19 protein-coding genes and 5 pseudogenes are annotated in these 22,283 nt (G+C 46.5%); 4 read left to right on the top strand and 20 right to left on the bottom strand.

The window, feature by feature from the left end:
• Positions 1 to 7: 7 nt before the first annotated feature.
• Positions 8 to 2,197 (bottom strand): type I Zorya anti-phage system protein ZorA1, encoded by a 2,190-nt coding sequence (zorA1, locus tag O1Q98_RS16145; protein ID WP_125260201.1) that lies wholly within the window; start codon positions 2,195 to 2,197, stop codon positions 8 to 10.
• Between the two features lie 309 nt (positions 2,198 to 2,506).
• Here zorA1 and O1Q98_RS19815 point away from each other — a divergent pair.
• Positions 2,507 to 2,890 (top strand): annotated as a pseudogene (locus O1Q98_RS19815) (type I restriction-modification system subunit M N-terminal domain-containing protein); the annotation flags it as partial.
• Positions 2,888 to 3,022 (top strand): annotated as a pseudogene (locus tag O1Q98_RS19810) (type I restriction enzyme endonuclease domain-containing protein); the annotation flags it as partial. The pseudogenes O1Q98_RS19815 and O1Q98_RS19810, both read left to right, overlap by 3 nt.
• A 481-nt stretch (positions 3,023 to 3,503) precedes the next feature.
• Here O1Q98_RS19810 and O1Q98_RS16140 read toward each other — a convergent pair.
• From O1Q98_RS16140 to O1Q98_RS16125, 5 genes and pseudogenes are all read right to left on the bottom strand, one after another.
• Positions 3,504 to 4,127: an inovirus Gp2 family protein gene (locus O1Q98_RS16140; protein ID WP_125260202.1), complete on the bottom strand. Its 624-nt coding sequence runs from the start codon at positions 4,125 to 4,127 to the stop codon at positions 3,504 to 3,506.
• A gap of 241 nt (positions 4,128 to 4,368) precedes the next feature.
• A complete protein-coding gene (locus tag O1Q98_RS16135; RefSeq protein ID WP_125260203.1) occupies positions 4,369 to 5,778 on the bottom strand; it encodes a YfjI family protein in 1,410 nt (469 codons plus the stop codon).
• 137 nt (positions 5,779 to 5,915) lie between these two features.
• Positions 5,916 to 6,152, bottom strand: a complete 237-nt coding sequence (locus tag O1Q98_RS16130) for a helix-turn-helix transcriptional regulator (protein ID WP_038923672.1) — start codon at positions 6,150 to 6,152, stop codon at positions 5,916 to 5,918.
• 383 nt (positions 6,153 to 6,535) lie between these two features.
• Positions 6,536 to 6,760: pseudogene (locus O1Q98_RS19805) on the bottom strand (IS110 family transposase); the annotation flags it as partial.
• 235 nt (positions 6,761 to 6,995) lie between these two features.
• Positions 6,996 to 8,069: a hypothetical protein gene (locus O1Q98_RS16125; RefSeq protein WP_125260204.1), complete on the bottom strand. Its 1,074-nt coding sequence runs from the start codon at positions 8,067 to 8,069 to the stop codon at positions 6,996 to 6,998.
• Between the two features lie 270 nt (positions 8,070 to 8,339).
• On the opposite strand from O1Q98_RS16125, the gene O1Q98_RS16120 reads away from it, so the two are divergent.
• Positions 8,340 to 9,184 (top strand): IS5 family transposase gene (locus O1Q98_RS16120; protein WP_278142298.1). Its coding sequence is split into 2 segments (ribosomal slippage): positions 8,340 to 8,685 and positions 8,685 to 9,184, totalling 846 coding nucleotides; the frame shifts between segments, so codons are not numbered across the junction.
• 47 nt (positions 9,185 to 9,231) lie between these two features.
• Positions 9,232 to 9,315: pseudogene (locus tag O1Q98_RS19800) on the top strand (transposase); the annotation flags it as partial.
• Positions 9,316 to 9,693: 378 nt separating this feature from the next.
• Here the strand turns inward: O1Q98_RS19800 and O1Q98_RS16115 are convergent.
• From O1Q98_RS16115 to O1Q98_RS16050, 14 genes and pseudogenes are all read right to left on the bottom strand, one after another.
• On the bottom strand, positions 9,694 to 10,098 hold the full coding sequence (locus tag O1Q98_RS16115; RefSeq protein WP_013319142.1) for a type II toxin-antitoxin system YafO family toxin: 405 nt from the start codon (positions 10,096 to 10,098) through the stop codon (positions 9,694 to 9,696).
• Positions 10,095 to 10,388 carry a type I toxin-antitoxin system antitoxin YafN gene (gene yafN, locus O1Q98_RS16110; protein ID WP_125259776.1) on the bottom strand — a complete coding sequence of 98 codons (294 nt, stop codon included), beginning with the start codon at positions 10,386 to 10,388 and terminating at the stop codon, positions 10,095 to 10,097. The genes O1Q98_RS16115 and yafN overlap by 4 nt, the downstream gene beginning before the upstream one ends.
• A gap of 107 nt (positions 10,389 to 10,495) precedes the next feature.
• A complete protein-coding gene (locus O1Q98_RS16105) occupies positions 10,496 to 11,113 on the bottom strand; it encodes a hypothetical protein (protein ID WP_125259775.1) in 618 nt (205 codons plus the stop codon).
• Positions 11,114 to 11,968: 855 nt separating this feature from the next.
• Positions 11,969 to 12,994, bottom strand: a complete 1,026-nt coding sequence (locus tag O1Q98_RS16100; protein ID WP_125259774.1) for a DUF262 domain-containing protein — start codon at positions 12,992 to 12,994, stop codon at positions 11,969 to 11,971.
• Positions 12,994 to 14,028 carry an SIR2 family protein gene (locus O1Q98_RS16095; protein ID WP_125259773.1) on the bottom strand — a complete coding sequence of 345 codons (1,035 nt, stop codon included), beginning with the start codon at positions 14,026 to 14,028 and terminating at the stop codon, positions 12,994 to 12,996. Before O1Q98_RS16095 ends, O1Q98_RS16100 begins: the two co-directional genes overlap by 1 nt.
• 389 nt (positions 14,029 to 14,417) lie before the next feature.
• Positions 14,418 to 14,747: an HGGxSTG domain-containing protein gene (locus O1Q98_RS16090; RefSeq protein WP_015854059.1), complete on the bottom strand. Its 330-nt coding sequence runs from the start codon at positions 14,745 to 14,747 to the stop codon at positions 14,418 to 14,420.
• A 536-nt stretch (positions 14,748 to 15,283) separates the two neighbouring features.
• Positions 15,284 to 17,920 (bottom strand): TOPRIM and DUF927 domain-containing protein, encoded by a 2,637-nt coding sequence (locus O1Q98_RS16085; RefSeq protein ID WP_278142291.1) that lies wholly within the window; start codon positions 17,918 to 17,920, stop codon positions 15,284 to 15,286.
• Entirely contained in the window at positions 17,913 to 18,113 is a 201-nt protein-coding gene (locus O1Q98_RS16080) for a hypothetical protein (protein ID WP_125260401.1), read from the bottom strand. The genes O1Q98_RS16085 and O1Q98_RS16080 overlap by 8 nt, the downstream gene beginning before the upstream one ends.
• The gene (locus O1Q98_RS16075) at positions 18,106 to 18,300 is read right to left on the bottom strand and encodes a host cell division inhibitor Icd-like protein (RefSeq protein WP_125260402.1); all 195 of its coding nucleotides are present in this window, start codon (positions 18,298 to 18,300) and stop codon (positions 18,106 to 18,108) included. Before O1Q98_RS16075 ends, O1Q98_RS16080 begins: the two co-directional genes overlap by 8 nt.
• A gap of 424 nt (positions 18,301 to 18,724) precedes the next feature.
• Positions 18,725 to 18,928 (bottom strand): helix-turn-helix transcriptional regulator, encoded by a 204-nt coding sequence (locus tag O1Q98_RS16070; protein ID WP_033577577.1) that lies wholly within the window; start codon positions 18,926 to 18,928, stop codon positions 18,725 to 18,727.
• Between the two features lie 206 nt (positions 18,929 to 19,134).
• Positions 19,135 to 19,866, bottom strand: coding sequence for a hypothetical protein (locus tag O1Q98_RS16065; RefSeq protein ID WP_164513024.1), 732 nt, complete (start codon positions 19,864 to 19,866; stop codon positions 19,135 to 19,137).
• Between the two features lie 192 nt (positions 19,867 to 20,058).
• Positions 20,059 to 20,316 carry a hypothetical protein gene (locus O1Q98_RS16060; RefSeq protein ID WP_012768698.1) on the bottom strand — a complete coding sequence of 86 codons (258 nt, stop codon included), beginning with the start codon at positions 20,314 to 20,316 and terminating at the stop codon, positions 20,059 to 20,061.
• 50 nt (positions 20,317 to 20,366) lie between these two features.
• Positions 20,367 to 20,951: a hypothetical protein gene (locus tag O1Q98_RS16055; protein WP_125260404.1), complete on the bottom strand. Its 585-nt coding sequence runs from the start codon at positions 20,949 to 20,951 to the stop codon at positions 20,367 to 20,369.
• A gap of 63 nt (positions 20,952 to 21,014) precedes the next feature.
• Positions 21,015 to 22,230: pseudogene (locus tag O1Q98_RS16050) on the bottom strand (tyrosine-type recombinase/integrase).
• Positions 22,231 to 22,283 lie beyond the last annotated feature (53 nt).

The following is a 22,283-nucleotide window of genomic DNA, read 5'->3' as shown; positions in this document are numbered from 1 at the left end:
TCACCCCTCAGGCACGCATGCGTGACAGAACATCGTCAAGCTCGCTGACGCTTTCTCCGATCTGTTCAACAGAACCGGCGAGCAAATTGGAGGCTTTCGCCATTTCTACATCAAGTTTACCCAGTGTTTTATCCAGACTACGTGAAACACCTTCAGAAAAATCTTCAAACCCTTTCCCAAGCACGTCACTAACATTTTCCATAAAAGCCTGTGCTTCCCGGTTATAGCTCTGCAGACGTTCACCGTGCTGTTTAAGATCGGCGATAAATTGGTTGCGCGTGGTTTGTTCAGACTGCGTATTAGCGGCGAGTAATTCCAGCATAGCAATCGATTTGCTAACGGCTTCCCGATTGTTACGATAATCGGCCACTACAGAGGTGAGTTCGCTGGTGGCAAGAGAGAGCGAGGAACCCGCCGATTGCGCTTTATTCAGTACATCAGCAGAGAGGTGATTTGCTTCCGATACCCGATCGCCTGCGTGTTCAAAGCGTTCAGCTGCAACACGCATTTTGTCCGCGCCATTTTGCATATCCTGAATCTGTCGGTTGGTTTGTTCCGCAAATAGGCGCAGTATTTCCGTCGTTCCCTGATGTTGGCTGGCAACAGTTTCGATAAGTTGTTTGATCTGATCGTCTACCTCACTCATCACGCGCTGTGTCTGCTCGTGCAAGGACTGTTGATTCGCTTGCTGATTCGCTGAAATCTGTTGCTGACCCTTATCGATCTGCCCAAACAAACTACCCAACTGTTCACCAAGCGCCTCGACAGAGGCCGCCATTTTTTCCATTGTGGCACTCTGTCCCTGCTGCACCGAGTTTTGGATGGCGTCAATAAAAGCGGCCATATGCTCTGCCTGTGCTTTTTCTCGCTCTTCGCTATCAGCGAACATTTTCTCCAATTGGCGAGCCATACGCTCACCAGCCCCTTCACCTTCTGCACCAATCTTAGCCACTGAAGCCTGAAGGCTGGTGAGCATGTCATTCATGCCAGCCTGCATCGCTTGCTGACCAGATTTCATCTCTGATAACAGTTGCTCGATAAGTTGTGCACTCCCCTGGCGGGAATCATCGTTCACCTGACGCATGTCCTGTAATAACGTAGCGAAACCGTTTTGCATTGTCTGAATCGCGCCAACAGTTTGCCCCATCATTTCATTAAGATTAGTGAACTGCTGGCCAAAGGTGGTGTCGAGTTTCGCCATAAATGCCGTCAGCACATCCTGGAGCATGTTCTGCACCATACCGCTTTGATCGCCACTGGCCGTCTGCACGGCACCAGCAATTTTATCCAGAGGCGACTTCAGACTGTTTTCAATCGCACCACTAACTTGCTCGGCAAATTGTGCGCCTGATTCGCGGTAAGTAGTGCTTAACGTATTGGCCAGATGTTCATTTTCGGCCTTCTGGTTTTCAGTCAGTTGCAGCAACATATCGCGGAGATCGGTAACCAGGCTCTCTTTCAGATGACGTGCCTGAGTCGCGCTTTCATTACTAGACTTCACCAGCGAGGCGAGATATTCCTCGCCTACGCCGCTGATAAAGAGCTCATCAATAGCAGCGGTAAACTTCTCCAAATGTTTGTAGCACTTTGCCAGATAAAATTTTTCCAACCATGTAATAAGGATAGAGACAGTAATTGCAATTGCTGAGCCGAGGAACGCATATAATACATCGTGTAGAAGGCGGTCGATGCTGCTGGTGACTTGCTCCGGCGTACTGGCGTCGAAGTGGTTGAGACCAATCATCAGACCATAGAAGGTGCCGATAATCCCTACACCGGTCAGAATTCCGGGGAGATGTTTAAAGAATTCAGTATTGAGTGGAATATCCACCAACTGTTGTTCTGAGAAGTAACTGGAGCAGGGGGCAGTGGCGCGAATCTTGACAATTTTTTCTTCACTGCTGACCAGTTCATACTGCGGATGCAGGGATTCTGCAAATTCACTCCAGGCATGCTTTAGCTCAGGCTGAACAAACAAATCTTTCAGGTGTTGAAGTTGCTTCTCAGGATCACTATTATCGATGCCATTAATTGACTGAGTATATCTTTTCAGGCTATTAATAATTTTAACAGTTCTGAAAAAATAAAAGAGAATAAAACAGAGAAATGCAATACTGACGAGGCCGATAACAGTTGCAGGCACCATATAAGGCGGCACAGAGGTAAGTACCAATAAAAAAGAATTAAGCCAGGACATAGTTTTACCTGTTATATATTCAAAAAACACATGACAGAATAGACATCGACAACATTTTGATTACCTTTAATCAAAATTTACGCGTAGCTGCTCATTTTCAACACCTATCAATTTTTTCGTTTCGATGAACATGACAGGGCTTTCTGCTCAATAGACGAGCGGCGTATGAAGGTGACGGGCTGATTTTGCATACGCAGCAGTGATTTAGTTTCATATTATTCACCGATCAAAAGCAAACTTCTTTACGCAGTGTCATTTGTAATCGTAAGCGTTCCGGTTGTCATTTTGCACAATGTATTCCAACATGGAATGGGCACCACCGACTACAAGTATGTGGCTCTAGGCCTGATCCTCCTAGAGTATATGTCTGATGTCTTTGAGGCACGTCAACAGGAGTTGATCACCCTGTTCCGCGATGTCAGCAATCTGGACAATATCTAGGCTATGCCGCGCGAAGATTACTATACCGAGAAAAATGTCTTTTGGGTGCCCAAAACCGCACGCATGGAAACGCTGAAAAACAAAGCATTGCTACCAACCGGTAGGGTATTGTGGCTGGATGAGACAACCGGGTAGAACGCAAACTATTCTCCTTTTCCTAGCTGGTGGACAACGCGCTGGATGAAATCCCCCCCTAAACTAAAAGACATTCTCAATCGTAGCAGCCCGCACCTGTTGAATAACGAGATGCTGCGCGAAAGCATACGAGCCCGACTGCGTATTTTTGTACGTCAGGCGCTACACAAATATAAGTACCCGCCAGATAGAACATCATATGCAGTCGAACTGATGCGGAAACAAGCTGAAATTATTTCAAATAGCTAAACGGTTTGAGGTCAATAATGAAGGGAAACGGTGAATTTCCCTTTTCTAGCTAAATAATTTCGCACATTGATGCGTCACCTCTTATTGTGCGAGGCCCGTGCTAACGGGGTACCACCTCCAACAAGTGTAGCGGTAATATGAGAAACCATTTATTTATGCCATCAATATTCAGCAATCTTATCGTAAGCAACTTCAGTAGTTAAGATTCTCTGACCAGGAAAAAGGTAGCTATTTCCTACCTGTCACAATTTAACCTCATTTACTTACTGAATATTAAAATGATTATGATAAATCCCCTGTGGAATATGAATTATTTTATTCACTTCGAGCAACCATTGAAACACTATCGCACTCTACTGAAGTTATGGATGCTATTTTTCTTCTGAGAGGAAAATCTCCACAGATAAATTAGTCGGCTAAATCGCCACCTACTTTAGTTTGGCCTTTCTCTCATAAGAAAGGCCAATACTGTAAAAATAAATTAACTTAGGCTACAGCCAAAATTACGATCGCCCTCACCAAAAATCTTACTTTTCACTTTGGTGAGATAATCAATCCGGTTCAGTAAATCTCTGGGATAAATATTATTGAGAATATCGTCACGGTTCAGGGTATATTTACCATTAGTAGGGTATTGTACCAAGTGCTGTCCCTCTTCGGGGGTCAGATTTAATGCACTACACCATGCCGAGGTGATCATGGTTCTTAGCGTATCTTCATCCAGATTGAAATCACCCAGGTGGTAATAAGCATCTTTGTTCAGGAACAGAAATACATGAAAGTGACGTTTACCATTCTGAGTAAATTCCCGTACCCACGCATAACGGAGCGTATTCGGGTGTACCCTTTTATCATCTTTACGTTTACGTTGTTCATCTGCTGCCAGTTTGGCTTTCAGTGAACTGGTAAATCTTGATATAGCACCTGAATCAGTATTAGCGATACAGGAAATGGTATCACCATTATCCAGAATAGCCGGGTCATGAAGATCCACCCGTATTGCCAGTGTACGGTTGTATTCTTTAATAGCCTTATTAATGACTTCGATAATCCTTTGTTTGTATGATTTAACATGACTTCCATACTCGCTCTCGTAGATATTCATAATAAATTATTCCTTGATGGATAACAGTCATTGCATTACTGGCTACATCTTATTAGTGTGATGAATATACAGGCATGATTAATGACAACACGTTAATAGCAATATAATAACTATCCGACACTCTATTTCAGAAAAAAAATAGCCACAGCCTGCGATGACTGATTAAAAGTTACTCTGCAATTAGTTACAACGATGGCTCTTTAATAAAACGATTATTATCGTTTTAAATTTGGCTTGTCCGTTACATAAAACTATCGGCAGGTTGTATAAAAAGGGTTTTCCCTCTTTTCTCTGCCCGTATTTTCTTTTGCGAGTAAAGCGTACTGAGTAGTTCATTCACTTTACTCCGGTTCCTGAACCGGTTCGGACCATATTGCAGGATGGTTGTCTTCCTGATATACGGCACGAAATACTTGTAGCAATAATCTTTTATCCACGCGTAAAGTTCATCCGCTTCGGAACTTACCAGAATCAGGGGCTCGGGCTTAGAGAAAATTCGCACATATTCATCTGCATACCAGGCACTTATCTCTACGGCTGATTCCACCGCATTAAGAGATATGTCTCCTTCATCACCGTTGAAATAATGCAGCAGTGCAGCAATCCTTGCCATGTTCTCTGCGATCTTAGACGCATAATCCTTAAAGTCAGACAGGAAGCCAATCAGGCCCATTTCCGACTCGACTTTGTTATAAAATTCGATCCAGCATTTTTCTGCCTTAGGAGAGAAGTGCAGGCATTGACGCTCATTTTCATCGTTTTTGGCTATGCTCTCATTAACGATCTCCATCAGTCGCTGATGAAATATCGGCAGATGCTCACTTGAGACAACCGAACTGGTAATTTGTCTGTAGCCTTGTGTTGAGCGAGGCTGGCACATAAGGCACCGTGCGAAGAAGCCTATCCCTTTTGCCATATCGCCTTTCCGCTCGATGTAGCCCTTAAAAACATCAGGCTGAATCATCAGCGACAGCGTCATTCTGGCATCCCTGATTAATTTATCAGGCTCTTTTTTCCTTTCTACGGGAAACATTGCACCATCCCACATCTTGTTGATGAAAGGCAGCTCGTTCAACGTGTAACCGTTAAAAATAGTGCCAGCCTCATCAGACATAATACCGACAGATCGCCAGCGCCCACAGAGGTGATCTTTTATCGCCGCTGGTGTGGCATCGTTGAATATCTGTTTGTACCTTACCGGTGCCTCCGGGTACGCCGCCAGCAGTGCTTTCAGTCGTTCATTCGCTATGGAATGCTCTTTGTTAAGGCGAATGTCTGATTTCAGTTTTGACATCAGGGCTTTCTTCTCAACATTAAAAGCTGTTTCATCATTTCGCCAGATGGCAAGATCATGCGTATACTTTTTAAATAAATTTTCTTCCAGTTGATGTAATGGCTTCATCAGCAGTTTATCAACCGTACTTTTTCGCTCACCAGATTCCGCCAGCGTCAGTAAAAAAAGCGATACCGGGCTGCGCAAATTATTCAGTCGGCACACATCAATCCGGTTCTGACAGGCAAGCGAAATAACCCCCAGTACCGATGCGGCAATCAAGCCCGTGGGAGCCTGAGTGTGCTGCTCCACTTCATAAACCGCGTTTTTGATGATCTGCGGAAACACGTGTACAGGAAAAGGACGACCACACAGCATAGATACCTCTTATTCAGTTAATGTTTAAAACGATTCCCCTTACCTTGCTATTCCGCTATTAATGGCAGAAATAGCAGGATGAACACGGGGCATTCAGGAAAAAAAAGCAAAAAATAAATGCCAAAAAAATCCCGATGCTAACGCTCATTGATCCAACAAAGCAGGTCACTTAACAGCCATCCGCAGGATTTCAGGCCGATAGACTTACGTTGTGGAAACTTACCCACCTGTTCCAGTTTCCACGCGGTAGAGCGGGAAATGGACGTGATTCTCTGGCGCTCACGTTCACGCACCAGGCGATCGCCTTGTTCCCCGTAATCCCGCAGGATTCGTAGGCGCTCTTCAGCTGTCGGGATGATAAATACGGTGCTCATATTGCCTCCTTTTGTTTCGATGGACGCAATGATGCGGTAGAACGCAATTGAAAATAAAGAGGGTTTAGCCTTACTAAGCGTCTTAGTAGCAAGAGCTTTTTTACGCGTCCCCCGTCATTCACATAGCAGTTAACCAACTGAAATTAATATCAAAATATGTAAAATAGTGAGATTAAAAAACGCCCTATAAGGCTGCTTACTGGCGACGAAAAGGGTTTATGGCAGGAGGTGTAGCTCTGTTGAGCTGAGACATGTACCGACGTCTGAAATGAAAATTACTCGCAAATAAGCCGGAGTTGATGGGTGAAGCTGTCGACACAGCTCGGGTATACGAGCACTAATATCATCTAAATAGCTATATGGACACCGACCCAACGCAAGCACGGGCTGATTTGTCTGACGTCATGCCCGAATGTCTTAAACTGGCGGGACCAGTAATTGGCACTCCCGCACGCTTCCATCACAATTCTGGACAAGGGTTGCTGAGCAATAAAAGCCATCAGCTTTTCACGAGTGATCATTTTGTTCGCCTTTTTCTCGCCTTGTGCAGAAACGATATGAACCTGAAAAACTCGCTTTGCCAGATCAATTCCGATAATTTGTTCTATGGGACAGCTCTTCATTGTGCTGATGGATGACACTTACAGCATGGTTCACTGAAGCCAATATGGGGAGGTGTCCATTTCATTATCGCGTATAGCACTACATTTGGAATGTGTGCGATCTCCCATCAGCTTTGGCCTTTCACGATGAGAAGTGAAGCATCAATGTGCGAAACTATCTAGTTACTCAACTAATCCTACCCAGCAATAGGAGACAAACTTACTTTTTCATGACCGTTTTTTATAACCATTTTTTTACCTCCTCCTTGCTAAAGGAAAAATCTAATTTATATTTTTCTTGCTGTGCTAGCTCTGTCAACATTTTCGCTACCGCAAATTCGCTTTTTCTAATATTTTTTTCTTTGCATACCTCATTGATAAAAATAGATAATGTTTCTATCTGTACGGCATAGGTTCTAGGTTGATGTTTTATTTCCTCTGGTTTCTTTATCCACCCTTCGATAGTTTTCCCCTTTGTTCTTCTATTATAATTACTTTTGAGATGTTCGGCCGCTTTATAGGCTATTGTTTCATCATTCCCTTCCCTATCCCCCCACCACTCACGAATAACGATATATAATGCAACCCTGTGCTTTAGAACAGGATAAGATTTTACAGAATCAAATGCCCCTACATCGTTAGGTGAGTTTGATGAATTTTTTTCATTAAGATAGTTTTTATTCACTAACTCCGTTAAGAGAACCTTCTTCAAATTAGGAAAATGTAATTTAATATCATCTTTCCTGACAACTAACTCATTTCTTTCGATATATACAGGCTCATCAAAGATCAAGTGTTCGCAATCAGTTGAAAAATAATTTTCTTTACCATGATAGCGATAAACAAGCACAGCACCGGGAATATCTCTTTTTCTTTTAAAAGTCTCTAGATCCGTTAACGTATACTTTTTAGACAAATGAGCAATGTACGTCGGCTTTACCACCCAAAATCCGAATGCAGTTCCAAAGAATACCGTCTCATAAAACTTTCCTTTAGGCGAAATATTTTTAAAGTCAAACTCTGAATATAGATATTTTTCTACAGTTACCAATCTTTTCAAGAAATTATCTTCAGGAATAAAAATTGATGTTTTTAGTCCTTTATAGTCATGGTAAAATCTTTCATTAAACGTAGCACTCCCTCCTTCATAGGTGTACATGTTTGAGGAAAATTGCTTTATTCTGCATGGGTGAGCTTCAAAATAGACAAAAAGGGTAATATCTCCATCAGTCCATTTCTGGATAACGTCCTTAATGTGAATATTGTATTCATTAACCACTTCTGACAAAGAAAGGTAGTTATCCACATTATCCATCTTAGCCTTCAATATCATCAAAAAATTAATAAAAATAGTATGTTATCAACATCTATTGACTAAAAACTTCTGATATAAGCAGAGGTTCTTCATTACAAATCCCTAACACGCGCTTATAAAGAATTTAAATTTATAGATATTACAAGGAGTTGTAAATATAAAAATTTTAACCTGCTCTCCGTTGATTAATACGCAGTGATGTTAGGGTGTGTCCCGTAACTGTTTTTTGTACAATCAGGGACATGATTTCATCACAAGAAGTGCTTTAATTTGGCTCGTTATGATTTTCCCGATGACGCTTGGGCGCTGATTTCTCCCATGCTGCCGCCTGAAAGAGGCTCTTCCCGAGGCGGGCGTCCTTACTTTGCGCACAGACATGTCATGAATGGCATATTTTGGGTGCTTTGCTCTGGCGCGCCGTGGCGGGATTTACCTGAGCGTTATGGTCAATGGAAAACCATTTACAACCGCTTCAATCGGTGGTCTAAAGCCGGAATAATGAACAGCATTTTCAATAAATTACTCCAGATTCTGGATGAAAAAGCGCTGATTGACTGGGATGTTATCGCGCTGGATGGCAGTAACGTTCGCGCCCTGAAAGCGGCCGCTGGTGCGAAAAAAAACATCCCGATGAATGCGAGGACCATGGGCTGGGTCGCTCTCGCGGCGGCTTTGGCACCAAAATCCATCTGGCGACAGATGGCACAGGATTACCGCTGAGTTTTTGCCTGAGCGGTGGACAGGCCCACGAAAGCCGATACGCGGAAACGTTGCTCAACCGGGTCGGGATTATCCGAAAAGGCGGGCACCTGAAATCACGTCCGAAAGCGGTGCTGGCGGATAAGGGTTATTCAGGTAAAAACCTTCGCATTCATTTGAAAATGAAAGGAATAAAAGCGGTTATTCCGTTTAAATCGAATGAGAAGGCCAGTCGGGACGGACGTCGTCCCCTCGACACGCGCCTGTACAAAAAACGCAATGTCGTGGAGCGTTGCTTTGCGATACTCAAAGAAAATCGCCGTATTGTCACCCGCTCGGAAAAAACCGCCAGAAACTACCTGAGTATGCTAAAACTGGGAGCGATCAGGTTATTTTTGAAGCGGTTGTTAAGTTAAGGGACACGGCCTAGTAATGTCTTCATCAGCAACTTGATGGCATTTCCATAAAGAAGCGTTTTTCTGACGAACAGATCATCAGTATTCTCCGCGAGGTCAAAGCCGAGGTTTCTGCGCGGGAGCTTTGCCGCAACCGATGCGACCTTCTACATCTATGGACTACCTCCGTTTTGCAAGTACTGAATCTGGTTTTAGGTTGTTGCTTACATCTATCCGGCATCAGTAAAACTTGTGCCCAAATGGGTGATGGGAATTTTGTAAAAAAACCACAGAGATAACCTATACATTGTAATTTGTGTACCCGAGAGTGTACCCGAGAGCAAGAAAAGAAGATTTCAGAGAGGGGTGATATCGTAACTTACTGATTTTATGGTGCGATAATAGGAACAAAATATTAAAACTAATACATTGATAATACAGACAAATAATCCATTTCATGTTTATTGATACCCCCAAATATACCCCCAACGGCTTTTGCGCCCCGGTTGTTCGGGTATTTTTCGAGCAACTCAATACTTCATTCTGAATGCTTCGGCCATCACACCTATCTTGTGCATGTGGTTATTATTTCGCGCCATCTTATGCGCTTCGGGTTTCAGAATGATAATAAGCAGGTAGGCATCTGGATCACTGGCACCCTGACAGTACACCAAGTGAGCCTGATCGCTGGTTCGCTTGAACTGGCGTAAAAATTTAGGGAAAGGGGCATCCGCATCAGCAAGATGAATGTGGGCCACCTGCTCTTCTTTCACCAGGGGATAGGTGCGGTCATCATCATAAGGCGCATCACGGCCAAAGGTATCCGGCAACACGCCCTCTTTTTTATACGACAGAAAATCCGCCACCAAATCATCCAGCTCTTGTGGGCTTAATTGCTGGCGGATAAGCGTTGATTTGAAAATCCTGATGCTCATTCCGTGAACTCGGTCAGATCCTTGTCAGAGGCATTTTGCAGCAGTGTTTGCCCGTTCTGCGCAATCTCGCTTAACCGTTCTGCACCTGGACGAAAACGCGCAGCGGTATGCACCCTGCCTTGCTTCTCTTCCAACAGGTCGATCAGTTCTTCAAATACCTTAGCGCTGACCATGTAGCCAGCGGGACGGTTGTTGGAGAGAACGGCAACAGGTTCATCAATAAAATATTTCGCCGGGTTTTTTCTTAACTCGGTGATGTTGATAGATTTTTCAGCAAGAATGCGTTCCATAAATCACCTGTAAAACGTCTGTTATAGTGATCATCTTAATGTACATGATAATAAACATCCAGTTGCACGCTTAAAAAACAGACAATGCTAATACTAAGGCCCGGTGTTTAACTGGCTGCTTTTCTGGCTTCCCGTTCTGCCTTTTCTACCTTCCGAATCAGCCGTCCGGTCATTCTTGTCATTTTCGCATCTGACACCCGCCAATATGCGGCCTCGGTTTTTATCAACCGGGCTAACTTTCTTTCAAAGGTTTCCCAGCGCATCCGGGCTGGCTTTGCAAGCCACCGAGCGGGGTTAAGCAAGTTGTCTGCGGGTGGGAAATCATCGCCCCAAATCGCCCGGCGCTGCTTACGCGCACTCAGTAATAAACGGTCGGCTTCGTCTTTGCTTTGGCTGGCGTAATGAAGATGCCAGCATTTTCGGCAGCCGATATCTTTACACCCGATATACAGTTTTGCTGCCCGTTCGCCACAGTGGGGGCAAACATACCATTCACGCACACCATACCCCACGCGTGTGGCCGTAATACCGAGCTTTCGCGTGACACCGTTAATGGTGGCGCTGTAGCCATCTGAATATCGTGATAAATAGAGTCTTCCGCTCTCTGTGTCACAGCAAACCTGCGTATTGGGTGTTGCATTGCCCAACTTATCGCGCAAATGGGCGAGAAATTGCAGGTTAATACGTGGCAAATCGGTGGTGTAACTTCGCGTCTGGTCACGCATTATCCGCCTCCAGTGCGCATCAACATGCGCAGAGTTCGCAATCTGAATACGAAATAATATGATTCTGGCAAAAATGGAAACCGGTGCCAATATCTGCCAAAGCCAGTCATAGCAAGGGCTAGAGTCCGATTTGCGAATGGCTACCGTTCGGTTTCGTTTTGCGCAGTTGGGCTGCGAACTGCGCAATTCAGATTGCGCAGTCATGGTATAATCGCAACACGGGCAAGGCTTACGGCCTCTCTTTATTCCGTGCTATCTGATCTTGAAACTCAGGTTTTCCGTAGTATCCAAGGCGTAGGATCACATTGCGTACCATTTTTCCGTACTCGGTTAGCTGTGAGGCTAACCGGGTACAAGTAAATACCGGAGGGTTGGAAAATGCGTAAAACTTAAATTTAGTATTGTTTTCACACAATAAGATATGAAACACCAAATCTCGTGCTCCTAAACGCCGCAGGGCATTCAATCAATGGCTGCGCCAACATGAATTGTGTTAATCATCTAACCTCACTGAGCTGCTGCCTGCGGATAATATTGTACCAGATGGTGCTATTCTGCTTCCACATTAGCGTCTGGTTTTTGCGTAGTCATTTAATTCCTAGGCATAGTGACACATAAATAATAACTTTGCATATTGATATCCCACTCTTATTTACACCAAAAAATGGCGATAAATAATAAAAACCAATGATATAAAATCATGCCATGGTTTTATTGCTACTTTAATTATTGTTATGGAGTCTGTTTAGTTGTAGCTACAGTCATCTAGATGACGTATAAACCAAGATTCGAAGGTTAGATTTCAACGGTGGCAGCTTTAAAATGCCACCACCGTTATATGTAGTGAAAACAACTTCACCTCAGCAATGATATTAATGCATCAACGCGCTTATAGCGTTGTGATTTGCTTTTCGTACTCGAACTCATTGTTTTTCTATAATCTTTACGGATTGTTTCATATTCTTTACTTTCAGGTGTCCAGAGAGTAATTAAAAAATCTTCGAGATTTTTTTTTGCTTTAAGTGCTGGGATATTATTTTTGATGCAATGTCTTGAATAACAGAAAAATGCATATATGTGGCTAACTCCTGATGCTTTATATTCGGAGAAATTTATTGACATACCTTCCAAAAAATCACTTATTTCATCAAACTCATGAAATGCAGGCATAGTTTCGTCATCTTCTTTCGTACAGTATTTTTCGTATAACGCATCTATTGTTTCTTGGTTTGCACCTAATACATCATTCTCTAAGACACTGAAAATCAACTCAGAAATAAACTCTTTGTCCTCCATTCTCTTTTTATCTAAATCTATAAGTAATTTACTCCAATACTGGACCATTGACTTATTAACGATGTTTTTATAGAAACTCTTGTCATGATACTTGGCATTCCTAAGTTCTTGGCCATTAAGTTTTTCTCCATTTCTATTCAATCTATCAAAGATACTATTTATCATTTTTTCATCTTCAGTATCAATGTATTCTATTGGCATTTGATAGCGCCAAAATCTTTTCTTAACCTCAGCTAAGTTATCATTTGACAGGTCATTGAAATAAATCCCAGTAAGAATATCATCATCCTCTTCACTTGCAGATGATATAGTTCCATTTATAAAGCTAACAATAGCTGTTAACCTTTGTTTTCCATCAACAACTTCAAATAAAATCTTACCTGTTTCATCGTCTATTTTTTGATGTAAAAAAATAGGTGGGATAGGATAATTCCTTAATATACTATCAATAAAAAAAGACTGTTTCTCTTCATTCCAAACACTATCTCTCTGATAAGGTGGTTCAAAATTAAATTTTTTTAAGTTATACCCTTCCCAAAAGGAGGCTATGTTAATGCTATTTGAGTCTCTTTTGAGTATATCCATTAATTTAGCTCCTTAAGAATTTTTGATGATGAGTGATGTATGTAATTATCAAAGACCATGCTTAATACAGAGCTTAGCCCTTCTACATTTCCGGGGTTAATCATCCGCATTTTTACGTCACAGTTGATGTTTCTTATAATTTCATCTATCTCTGAACGATCTACATGCCAGTATGACAATCCGCAAATTATAAATTCATCTCTATCATTAAAACTGCTAACTTCTTCAATTAACATATCTCTGATCTCTTTGGCCCAATATTGACCAAACCTGTCAGCTTCCCCTGCTGGAGGAATAAGTGGTATCGCAGGCATATATAAAGTTAAATTTATATAATCATTATATATGTCAGCCAAACTTCCATTGTTAATAGAATAGCTGCTTGGTATATTATAGTCGCCTTTTGGTAAATTCTTTTTATGTAAAAACCCTATGGAACCATGCGGTTTATAAATATTAAACTTTCCACCATTCTGTTTTATCCCTGGGATGGAAAACTTTATATTTAAAATATCCAGAACCCTCTCAAGAAAAATGTCATAATTGTATGTGATAATATCAACCTTTTCAATATCATCATTTTTATCCAATCGAAGAAGATAATCTTTCCACCCCCAATCCACATTTTTAAGCTCAACATCACTTACTTTTGAATTATAATTTATAAATAACTCCCTCAAATAACTAACCAACTCATGATATGCGTGTATATACGTGCTAAAAACTTGACTATTTTGTTTTTGAGTTTTCGTCATTACTGTTTTTTTAGGGAGTGTTGCATATAAATTTATTACCGTTATTAACTCTTCTATTATTTTATAGGATTCCTTTCGATTTAATCCCGGCCTTGCGCCCAAGCGCCATAGATTAGGGCAAAACCTAGGCGATAAAAAACCAGGTTCATCTGTTGCAGGCCATTTAACAACATCACCAAACCTAAACAAATCAGTTGGTTCAATATCTGAATCTTTATTCAAATTTTTTATTAAATCAATTGTAACTCCATTTCCAAAAACAATTCCAATTTTCTTCATAATTCTCCTTAACATTAAAGTCATTGAATTGAAATTATCACCCTATTATTAGATTTAATTTTGATGGTTTATTTTTATTATCACTAAATCATTTATCATATGAAACATGAGTATTATTCCATATTCACTTTTTAGATGTTACCTTAAGACAAACAATGGAAATATATACCATTTTCTTTAGTTGTGCTAATGAATTTAGCAAATGGAATGCACGTTATTATAATTTTATAATATAATAATCGTGTAATACCTTAGCATGTTTCCACGCCGTACAAATTGATTTCAATTTGCTGTCAATTTGAAAAATTTAGCTATGACAATATGTTAGCCAATTTTCCAGTAGGTTCGCAGTTCGCACCCGCCAGCGCTCGTGCGAACCACTGCGCACGTTATGCCGTAGCGGCTTCGTTTTTGCGTTTGTTCTCCAGCCAGCGGCGGTAGCCTGCTAACTGGCGGGCTTTGCCTTCCGGCGTTTTGGCTCCGGTACTTTTGCCGCCGTGGTATTTGCAGCGGCCATTACGGTAAATGTCCGTGCGTTTGCAGGGTGTGCCAGCACGGGTGGTGGCGCAGCATTGCAGGCCGCGCAGTTCGTCAGGATAAGGCTCCAGCGGCGGCCTGTGCTGCGGGTCATAGCCGGTAGCGGCCCAGGCCCGGTGTTCGGCCATCTTGCGGTCATGGTGCGCCTGATAGCGCTTCAGTAATCTTTTACGTTCGTTCATTGCGGTACTCCGTTCTTCTGTCATCCTGCCGACGTTCACCGTAAAACCTATACCCCAAATAATTCGAGTTGCAGGAAGGCGGCAAGTGAGCGAATCCCGATGAGCTTACTCAGGTAAGTGATTCGGGTGAGCGAACGCAGCCAACACACCTGCAACTTGAAGTATGACGGGTATATATATTTCTCTATGGTGCATGGGGTAAGACGGTATCGGGCGGTGTGATTTTTTACGCCAGCCGTATAACACGCCATACGCCGGTGGTTCAGGTGGTTTTGTGGTTCACGTTAGTAGGCTACGTATTTTAGTGATGTAAAATCAGTGGGTTGTATTTTTATGGTGGTGAAACATTCACCGATAATGAACCCCTTCCCGCCAGTAAAACGGGGTTCACAGGGTGGTTCAGTGAATGGGGGTTCAAAGCAGGTAAAACGGGGTTCACCGGTGGTTCAAAAAATTCACTCACTGAGTGATAAAACAGGTAGTTACCTGTCATGACCCCCTGAACCACGTGAACCCCGTTGTTCGTCGCGTTAGCGTCAGCCGGTCGCTTCCGCCTCTTCCGGCAGGTACATCAGCACGTAAAAACGCGGCTGGCGACCGTCCACCCGGATGGATTTACGGGTGTGCTTGCCGTCAGCGCCGGGCTTCAGCATCCCGCTTTGTGCCAGCACGCGGGCAAAGTGGCGCACGTTAAACCCCCTGGCGATTTCCGCTTCAAAGGTGGCTGGGAAGGTGTAGAACACCATCGGTTCATCGTCGTGTTTGCCCTTGTCGCGGTAGCCCGCCAGCTCCCGAATCGGTAAATCACGCGGGTCATACCCCACCGGCGCATAGCGGCTGAGGCCGTAAGTATTCAGAAAGGCTTCCGCCTGGGCGGTGATTTGCTGGTGCTCTTTGTTGCCGGTGCCGAATTCCTTAATCCAGGCATTGAAGCTGTGCTGTATCGCATCCCGGCACGCCTGCGGCTCCCAGCCGGTGACGGCCCGGCCCACCAGTAGCGCCGCTTCCAGAATGGCGAAGCGCTCCGCCACCCGGTGAACCTGCTCGCCGTAATCAGTAGGAATGAGGCTGCGCCAGCGGATTTCTGCCTCGCTTACCGCCTGTATGGCGTCCTCGCGGTGTTCGGCCAGATAGCGTATCCATGCCCTACCGGCTGCGCCGTAATGGGTGCGATACGCCGCTTTCAGCGCATCGGCGTGCGCCTTGCCGTCCGGGTAGCCGTGGAATTGCTGGGCCTTCTCCAGCGGCAGATTGAGCAGGCGCACCAGTTGCCCGGCTTTGGGGGGAATGCCTGCGCTGGCGAGAAAGGTTTCCATGTCCATTTCCCCGGTGCTAATCGCCACCGTGCGCCAGCGTTTCAGCTCCCGGTTGCCGCCTTCCCGCGCCCCCTGCAATTTGCCGACACCGTTAAACAGCGTGTAGGCCGAGGTGGACACCGACCGTGCATCACTTCCCTGGCCGACTTCATCCAGCGGCAGCAGGCCATCGTTATGGGCTTCGGCTTCGTTGGCGATACCGAGCGCGGTGCCGTACCAGGTCAGCTTCAGTGCCTGCGGGTCGCCGTACAGACTGGTGGCGACATTGGCGGTGGTGGTTTTCCCGGCGCTCGACTGTTCATAGAAATGCAGCCCAAAGCCGTCCGAACCGGACAGGCCAATCAGCGGCGCGGCCAGAGCGGCGGCAATGGCGGTCATCATCGACGGGTTGCCGGATGCCAGCCGCGCCACCGACTCGCGCCAGCTTTCCGCCGTGCCACTGATGCCGTAACCGAACGCGGTAGCGCTGCGTCCCCGGAACAGTACCGGGCGCGACGGGGTGCCGATGACTTCGCCATCCGGCATCAGGTACGCGCCGCACTGCCAGCCGGTGCTGTGGGCGATATGCCAGACCTCGCCGCTGTGCTGGCGCTGGAGCCAGTCGGCCAGAATGGCGCGCAGGTAGGGCCGGGTGGTGACGGTTACGCCGCCCGCCTTGAGCGTGCGCCAGCCTTCGCGCTCGCCCACGTCTGCCAGCGGCAGGGCAGCGGTCACGGCCTGTGTCGCTCCGGCAGGCTGCCAGCGCAGGATAAGGTATTGCTCTGCGTCATCACGCCCGACGCCCACCACCGCCAGCGGGGAGCATAACCACTGCTCGTGCTGGATGATGTCGCCGCTGTCCCGGTCGGCTTTGGGCGTCACCCAGTACACCCCGGTGGTGCGGCTGTCCACAAACGGGGTCAGCGGCTCGCGTCTGGCCGGTGGGGTGTCGTCGGTTGGTTGATACAGCGATGCCTGAAAGGCGCGGGTTGCCGCCTCGATACCGGCCTGCTGGCGGTAATCGTCCCAGTCGGCTTTTTCATCGGTCGGCGGCAGCGCCACCCAGCCGTTCACTTCGCGGGCGGCTTTCTCCGCCCACTGTTTGCCGGTGTTGGCCTTGCCCGGTGTGGTGTCGTTATCCGCCGCCACTATCAGCCGGGCAGCGGGAAAGCGTGTGCGCAAGGCGCGGGCCACCGGCAGCAGATTTCCGGCGTCGATGGCGGCCACCGTCATGGCCGTTGGGTTCATCTGGCTGACACTCAGCGCGGTTGCCAGCCCTTCCGCCAGAATAACCGTGTCGGGGTGGGCGGGCGCAGTGACCGGGTAATACGCGCCGGTTTTGGCCGAGTCGGTCAGCAGTCGCTTTTTGCCGTCCGGGGCGAGGGTCTGCGCTGCCGTGATGGTGCCTTCCGTTGTCTGTAACGCCAGCAACAGGCGCCCATCCGGCAGCAGCGGGTACGTAGCGGCCAGCCCTTTCCCGGCCAGATAGGCCGATACGCCCGGCACCGCCTGACGCGCCAGCGCCTGATAGCGTTGCAGAAAGCGCTGGCGTTTGGCGGCGGGGGGGTCTGCTGGCGCAGCGACAGAAGACGCAGGCAGCGTGCCGACCACCTCCGCTACCAGCCGGGCGGCAGCGGTGATATCGCACTGCCTGACTTTCTGCACCAGTTCAAGACCGTCACCGGCCCCGCACTGATTACAGAAATGCGCCCCGCGCCCGTCATCATCAAAACGGAAGCGGTCTTTACCACCGCACGCCGGGCAGGGGGCGTGCTGGCGGGCATTGTCGGGAACCGTAATCCCCAATTGGGCCAGTACCGCCCGCCAGCGCCCTTGCGCCGCACTGGCGGTGTCGCGGATAAGGTCGATATTACGCATCGGCCCGCTCCTCCAGCATCAGCGGGGCCTGTTGCTCCTGCAAATGGGTGCGATAAAGGCAATCAAGGCGCTCCCACAGGATAAACATCAGGATCTCTTTGGCTTCTGGCTGCTCCAGTTCGACGATGGCATACGCCAGCGCCCGGCACTGGTCGATAATTTCTTCCAGCTCCAGCGGGGTGTTATCAAACATGGCGCACCCCCTGAACTGGCAGGCGACCGGCAAAGACCAGAATAAAATCCGGCTCCAGATGGCGGCGGGCACTGCATTTATCAGTGGCAACAATCGCCTTGTGGCAAGGGTGTGAAAAACCGGCACGATGCACGGCCAGAAACAGAAAGGTAAATTCAGGGTAAGCGAAGGTAGGGGTAGCAACCATAGCGGCGGCCTCTTGTACGGGTTCAGAAACCCCACCATCCCGCTGCTAAACAGGGTGGTGGGACGTAACAGGGTTAGCAGACCGGCGTACAAGAAACCGGCGAGCCCGAAGGCTCCCCCATTACGCCCCACCATAATTTGGGCGCAACTCGGTTGACGGACGTAAAAAAACCGCGTGATAAAAAAGCGGTCGTCCGCTTGTACATTCAGGCTGCTAAACCTGGTTGCCGATTTTGCGGCAACGAAATAACGATAAGCCAGAGGGCTTGCCATCGTCAATAAGATTTGTTGCTGGCCTGGCAAAATCCCAATGCTGGTATTAAGCCCTGTTTTTTTCAGGGCAAAAGGTGGCCTGCTCCGGCTTATTCCGGCGAATGAATATCCCATGATGTGATTTCCTGAAAAGGTTAAAAAAGAAGGCTGTGTTATTTTCCGGCTGTATGGTGATCGCGCTCGGCAATACGCTGGTTAATCCATTCGTCTATTTCACTTTCGACAAAGGCAATGGCGCGAGATCCAATTTTCACCGCTGAAGGAAATTGTTTTCGTGCCATCAAACGGTATACCCAGGCTTTGCTATAGCCGGTACGCCGCTGAACTTCAGGCAATCGAATCAATGTTTTTTGCATGGTTTACTCCTGTAGGCGTTGCGATAACAGGAGCTATTTTTGAATACCGAAAAACAAATAAATAGGCGGGTAGGATTTCTGGTGCCGGGCACCCAAACAGACAAAGCGTGACCAGGGTAAAAGGCTAAAAACCGGCTGGTTTTTCCAGGTGACGGCCTGTTTTCGGCAATGGGTGCCCCCCTTCTGAACGAATCGGCACCCACCATTTAACCATTTGTTTTCGTTTGCCTTCTTCGGCCAACCCCTCTTACCGAGAAGGGCCGCAGCACCATATCAACCGCCTCCGCCAGATTATTGGAGACACTCTTTTCTTTCAGGTATGTCATCACTTCCTGCTTGGTGGGCGCAGTCGCAGGATCGTTTTCATCATAGGTTGACCAGAATTGTTTTATCGCTTCTTCAACTAATTCCAGCCCTTCGGATTTGTGTTCATACAAAGGCAGCATTGGCACACTTTGCTTTCTTGCTTCTGGTTCAACATCAATAATGGTACGTGTATTTTGGGAGTATGCATGTTGATGGAGAATAACCGTTTCTTTTTTTGGTCTTTTGGCGTAATCGACACGTTCAGCTTCAACCCAAGAGAATAAAGAATCACGAGTAATAATAGTTTTTCTTTTACTGATTTCCTTGGTTCTGTCGGTCGTTTTTATTGGCTCATAATGCGTGAAATAAGCATTCTCCCAGTCATTCCATTTTTCCTCTTCACCCATACATACAACCGGCGTTAATACCCCGCGACGAATGGCACTAACGATCCCTTCAGAAAGCCCCCAGGCTAATTTCCAACGTTCATGTCGGCCACTCCTGACCGCTTGTAACCCATCGTCATAATCATAGGGATCGATCCCCGCCAATAATAAAGCGGCCTGCTCTATGGTGAATTCCTGAATCGTTTTCCAGTGGGAAAGATCGGGCAAATTATCAAATGCGGGCATAACCACCTCATTCCTTGATTAACGGTAGCTATGCCAGTTCACAGAAAAAGAAGGGTTCCGGGTGTCTTCTGGACATAGCCTGTTATTGCTTTGGCTCGTCTACCGAAGTCTACCCAGCACGACAAAGACTGTCTATACATACAGTTTTATTGCGCTATAGGATAAAACAGCCGCTGATACGGCTGCGTCACGTCATTTGGCTGATTTGCTCATGCCGCCAGCGGCTTCAATGATAGGGGAGGATTGAAATTTCACGTTTCTTGCTGCGTTGAGTAGCATGGCATGGATTTCGGCACGCGACGCGGTGATCTTTTTGCCTCGTGGCGTCATCGCGTCAATTTCTTCAGTCGTAAAAGTGCGTGCTGCAACACCAGCCATCCCATTATTCACTGCTTGATGCTCGCCACGCTCAGGGGCTGATACAGGCAATTTTTTCGTTTTGGCTACCATGTGCTTTCCCCTTTCAAAATATTTTTCATACGACCATTATTGCTCAAATCTTATTCACCGGCAACCTGTGGCCCACCGAGTTGAGCCTGAAACCACGTTACTAAACCGTCAGCATCTCGATAAAGAATGCTGCGATCACCGGATATATCCCAAAAGCCATGTTCTCTTATGTAATAATCAGCAATGTCATCATTGATTGGGGACATAAGGCGAACACCTTCACATTCTGTGTCCAGCATAAAATAAATTACGGCCCATAAAGCAAACTGCATGGTGTTACCATCCAGAATTGAAGGCATTATGTTGAAATTCTGGATCATTTCAATATTCAACACCGCCCCAAGGTCAGCCGTTGCTGGGCAGTAGCGGCATAGACAAGCACCAGCCGGTTGATAATCCTTATCCAATAGCTTGAAACTGAAGTTAAACGTATCAAGCTCTGCCAACACGCCCCCACATTGATCCCAAGGTAGCTTTCTATCTTCGGGCAGATTACGCGTTAGCGCCACACACCACGCCAAATCATCAGCCGTTAATTCTGCAACACGCACACCATGCCTGGCTTCAATAAACAATTCATTCGTGCTGGCTAAAGCAGATTGCCCTATTTCCCGAATAGAAAATCCTTCGTGCATAACATCCCCATATAAACATCAAAGTATTCAGTAAATTAAACCGCTCTATTCCCCAAAACCCCATCAAGGATGACGGCCAAACTGTCCATGCACCACATTGCCGCCGTTCTCAAAGCTTTCCATATAGTCAGCATACCATTGCAGCATCTCGCGCCTGCCGTCCAGATATTGGGCATGATTATAGGTACCGCGAATCGCGTTTTTATCAACGTGGGCAAGCTGGGTTTCAATCCATGCCGTGTTGTAGCCCTGTTCGTGGAGAATGGTGCTCATGGTGTGGCGAAAACCGTGGCCGGTGACTCGACCGGCGTAACCAATACGCTTGAAGACCTGATTAATACTGGCTTCACTCATGGTGTTGCGGGGGTCGTTACGGCCAGGAAATACCAATGGATATCGACCGGTCATTTCTCTGATCTCGTCAAGAATAGCGATGGCCTGACGGGAAAGCGGCACGCAATGGGGGCGTCGCATCTTCATGCGTTCGGCGGGGATTTCCCATAGCGCATTCTCAGTGTCTATCTCCTGCCAGTTCGCCGCTCTGAGTTCACCGGTGCGCACACCGGTTAAAATCAGCAAACGGGCCGCCAGCAGCACTAATTTGCTACCGGTATACTCAGACAAGGCATGAAAGAATTCCGGCAGTTCTTGCGCATTCAGAAAGGGGTAATGGGTGGATTCATGCCCTTGCATGGCACTGGTGAGATCCGGCGCGGGGTTATACTCGGCCCGACCGGTAACGATCGCGTAGCGAAACACTTCGCCACAGCGCTGGCGAACCTTCTTGGCTTTCTCTGTGGCTCCGCGAGACTCCATGCGCCGTAGCACGTTCAGCAGTTCAAGCGGCTTAATCTGAGCAATCGGCTTGTTGCCAATATACGGAAAAACGTCTTTATTGAAGGCTTCCATAATGTCGGAAGCATAGCCCGCCGACCATTTTTTGATTTTGCTGGCGTGCCATTCCAGCGCAATATCCTGAAAGGTGTTTTTTATCTGCACCTCGCGCGCGATTTTTTCCTCGCGCCTGGCAACATTCGGGTCGATACCCCCAGCGATCCCCCTTTTCGCTTCGTCACGTTTTCCTCTGGCTTGCGCCAGTGAAATGGCGGGATAAACCCCCAGCGCCAGCAATTTTTTCTTTTCCATCGACACGGTACTTCAAGCGCCAGTAACGCGAGCCATTCGGATTCACCAACAGATACAGCCCACCACCATCCGAGAGTTTATAGGGCTTGTCTTTAGGTTTGGCGGTGTCTACCTGCCTGGCATTGAGTTTCATTGGGGGTATCTCCACAAGACCGAACAGCATATACCCCTAGATATACCCCCATC

Source organism: Dickeya lacustris, from assembly GCF_029635795.1.
Taxonomy (GTDB): domain Bacteria; phylum Pseudomonadota; class Gammaproteobacteria; order Enterobacterales; family Enterobacteriaceae; genus Dickeya; species Dickeya lacustris.
Note: the sequence above shows the minus strand (reverse complement) of the source record. Positions and strands in the feature narration are given on the sequence as shown.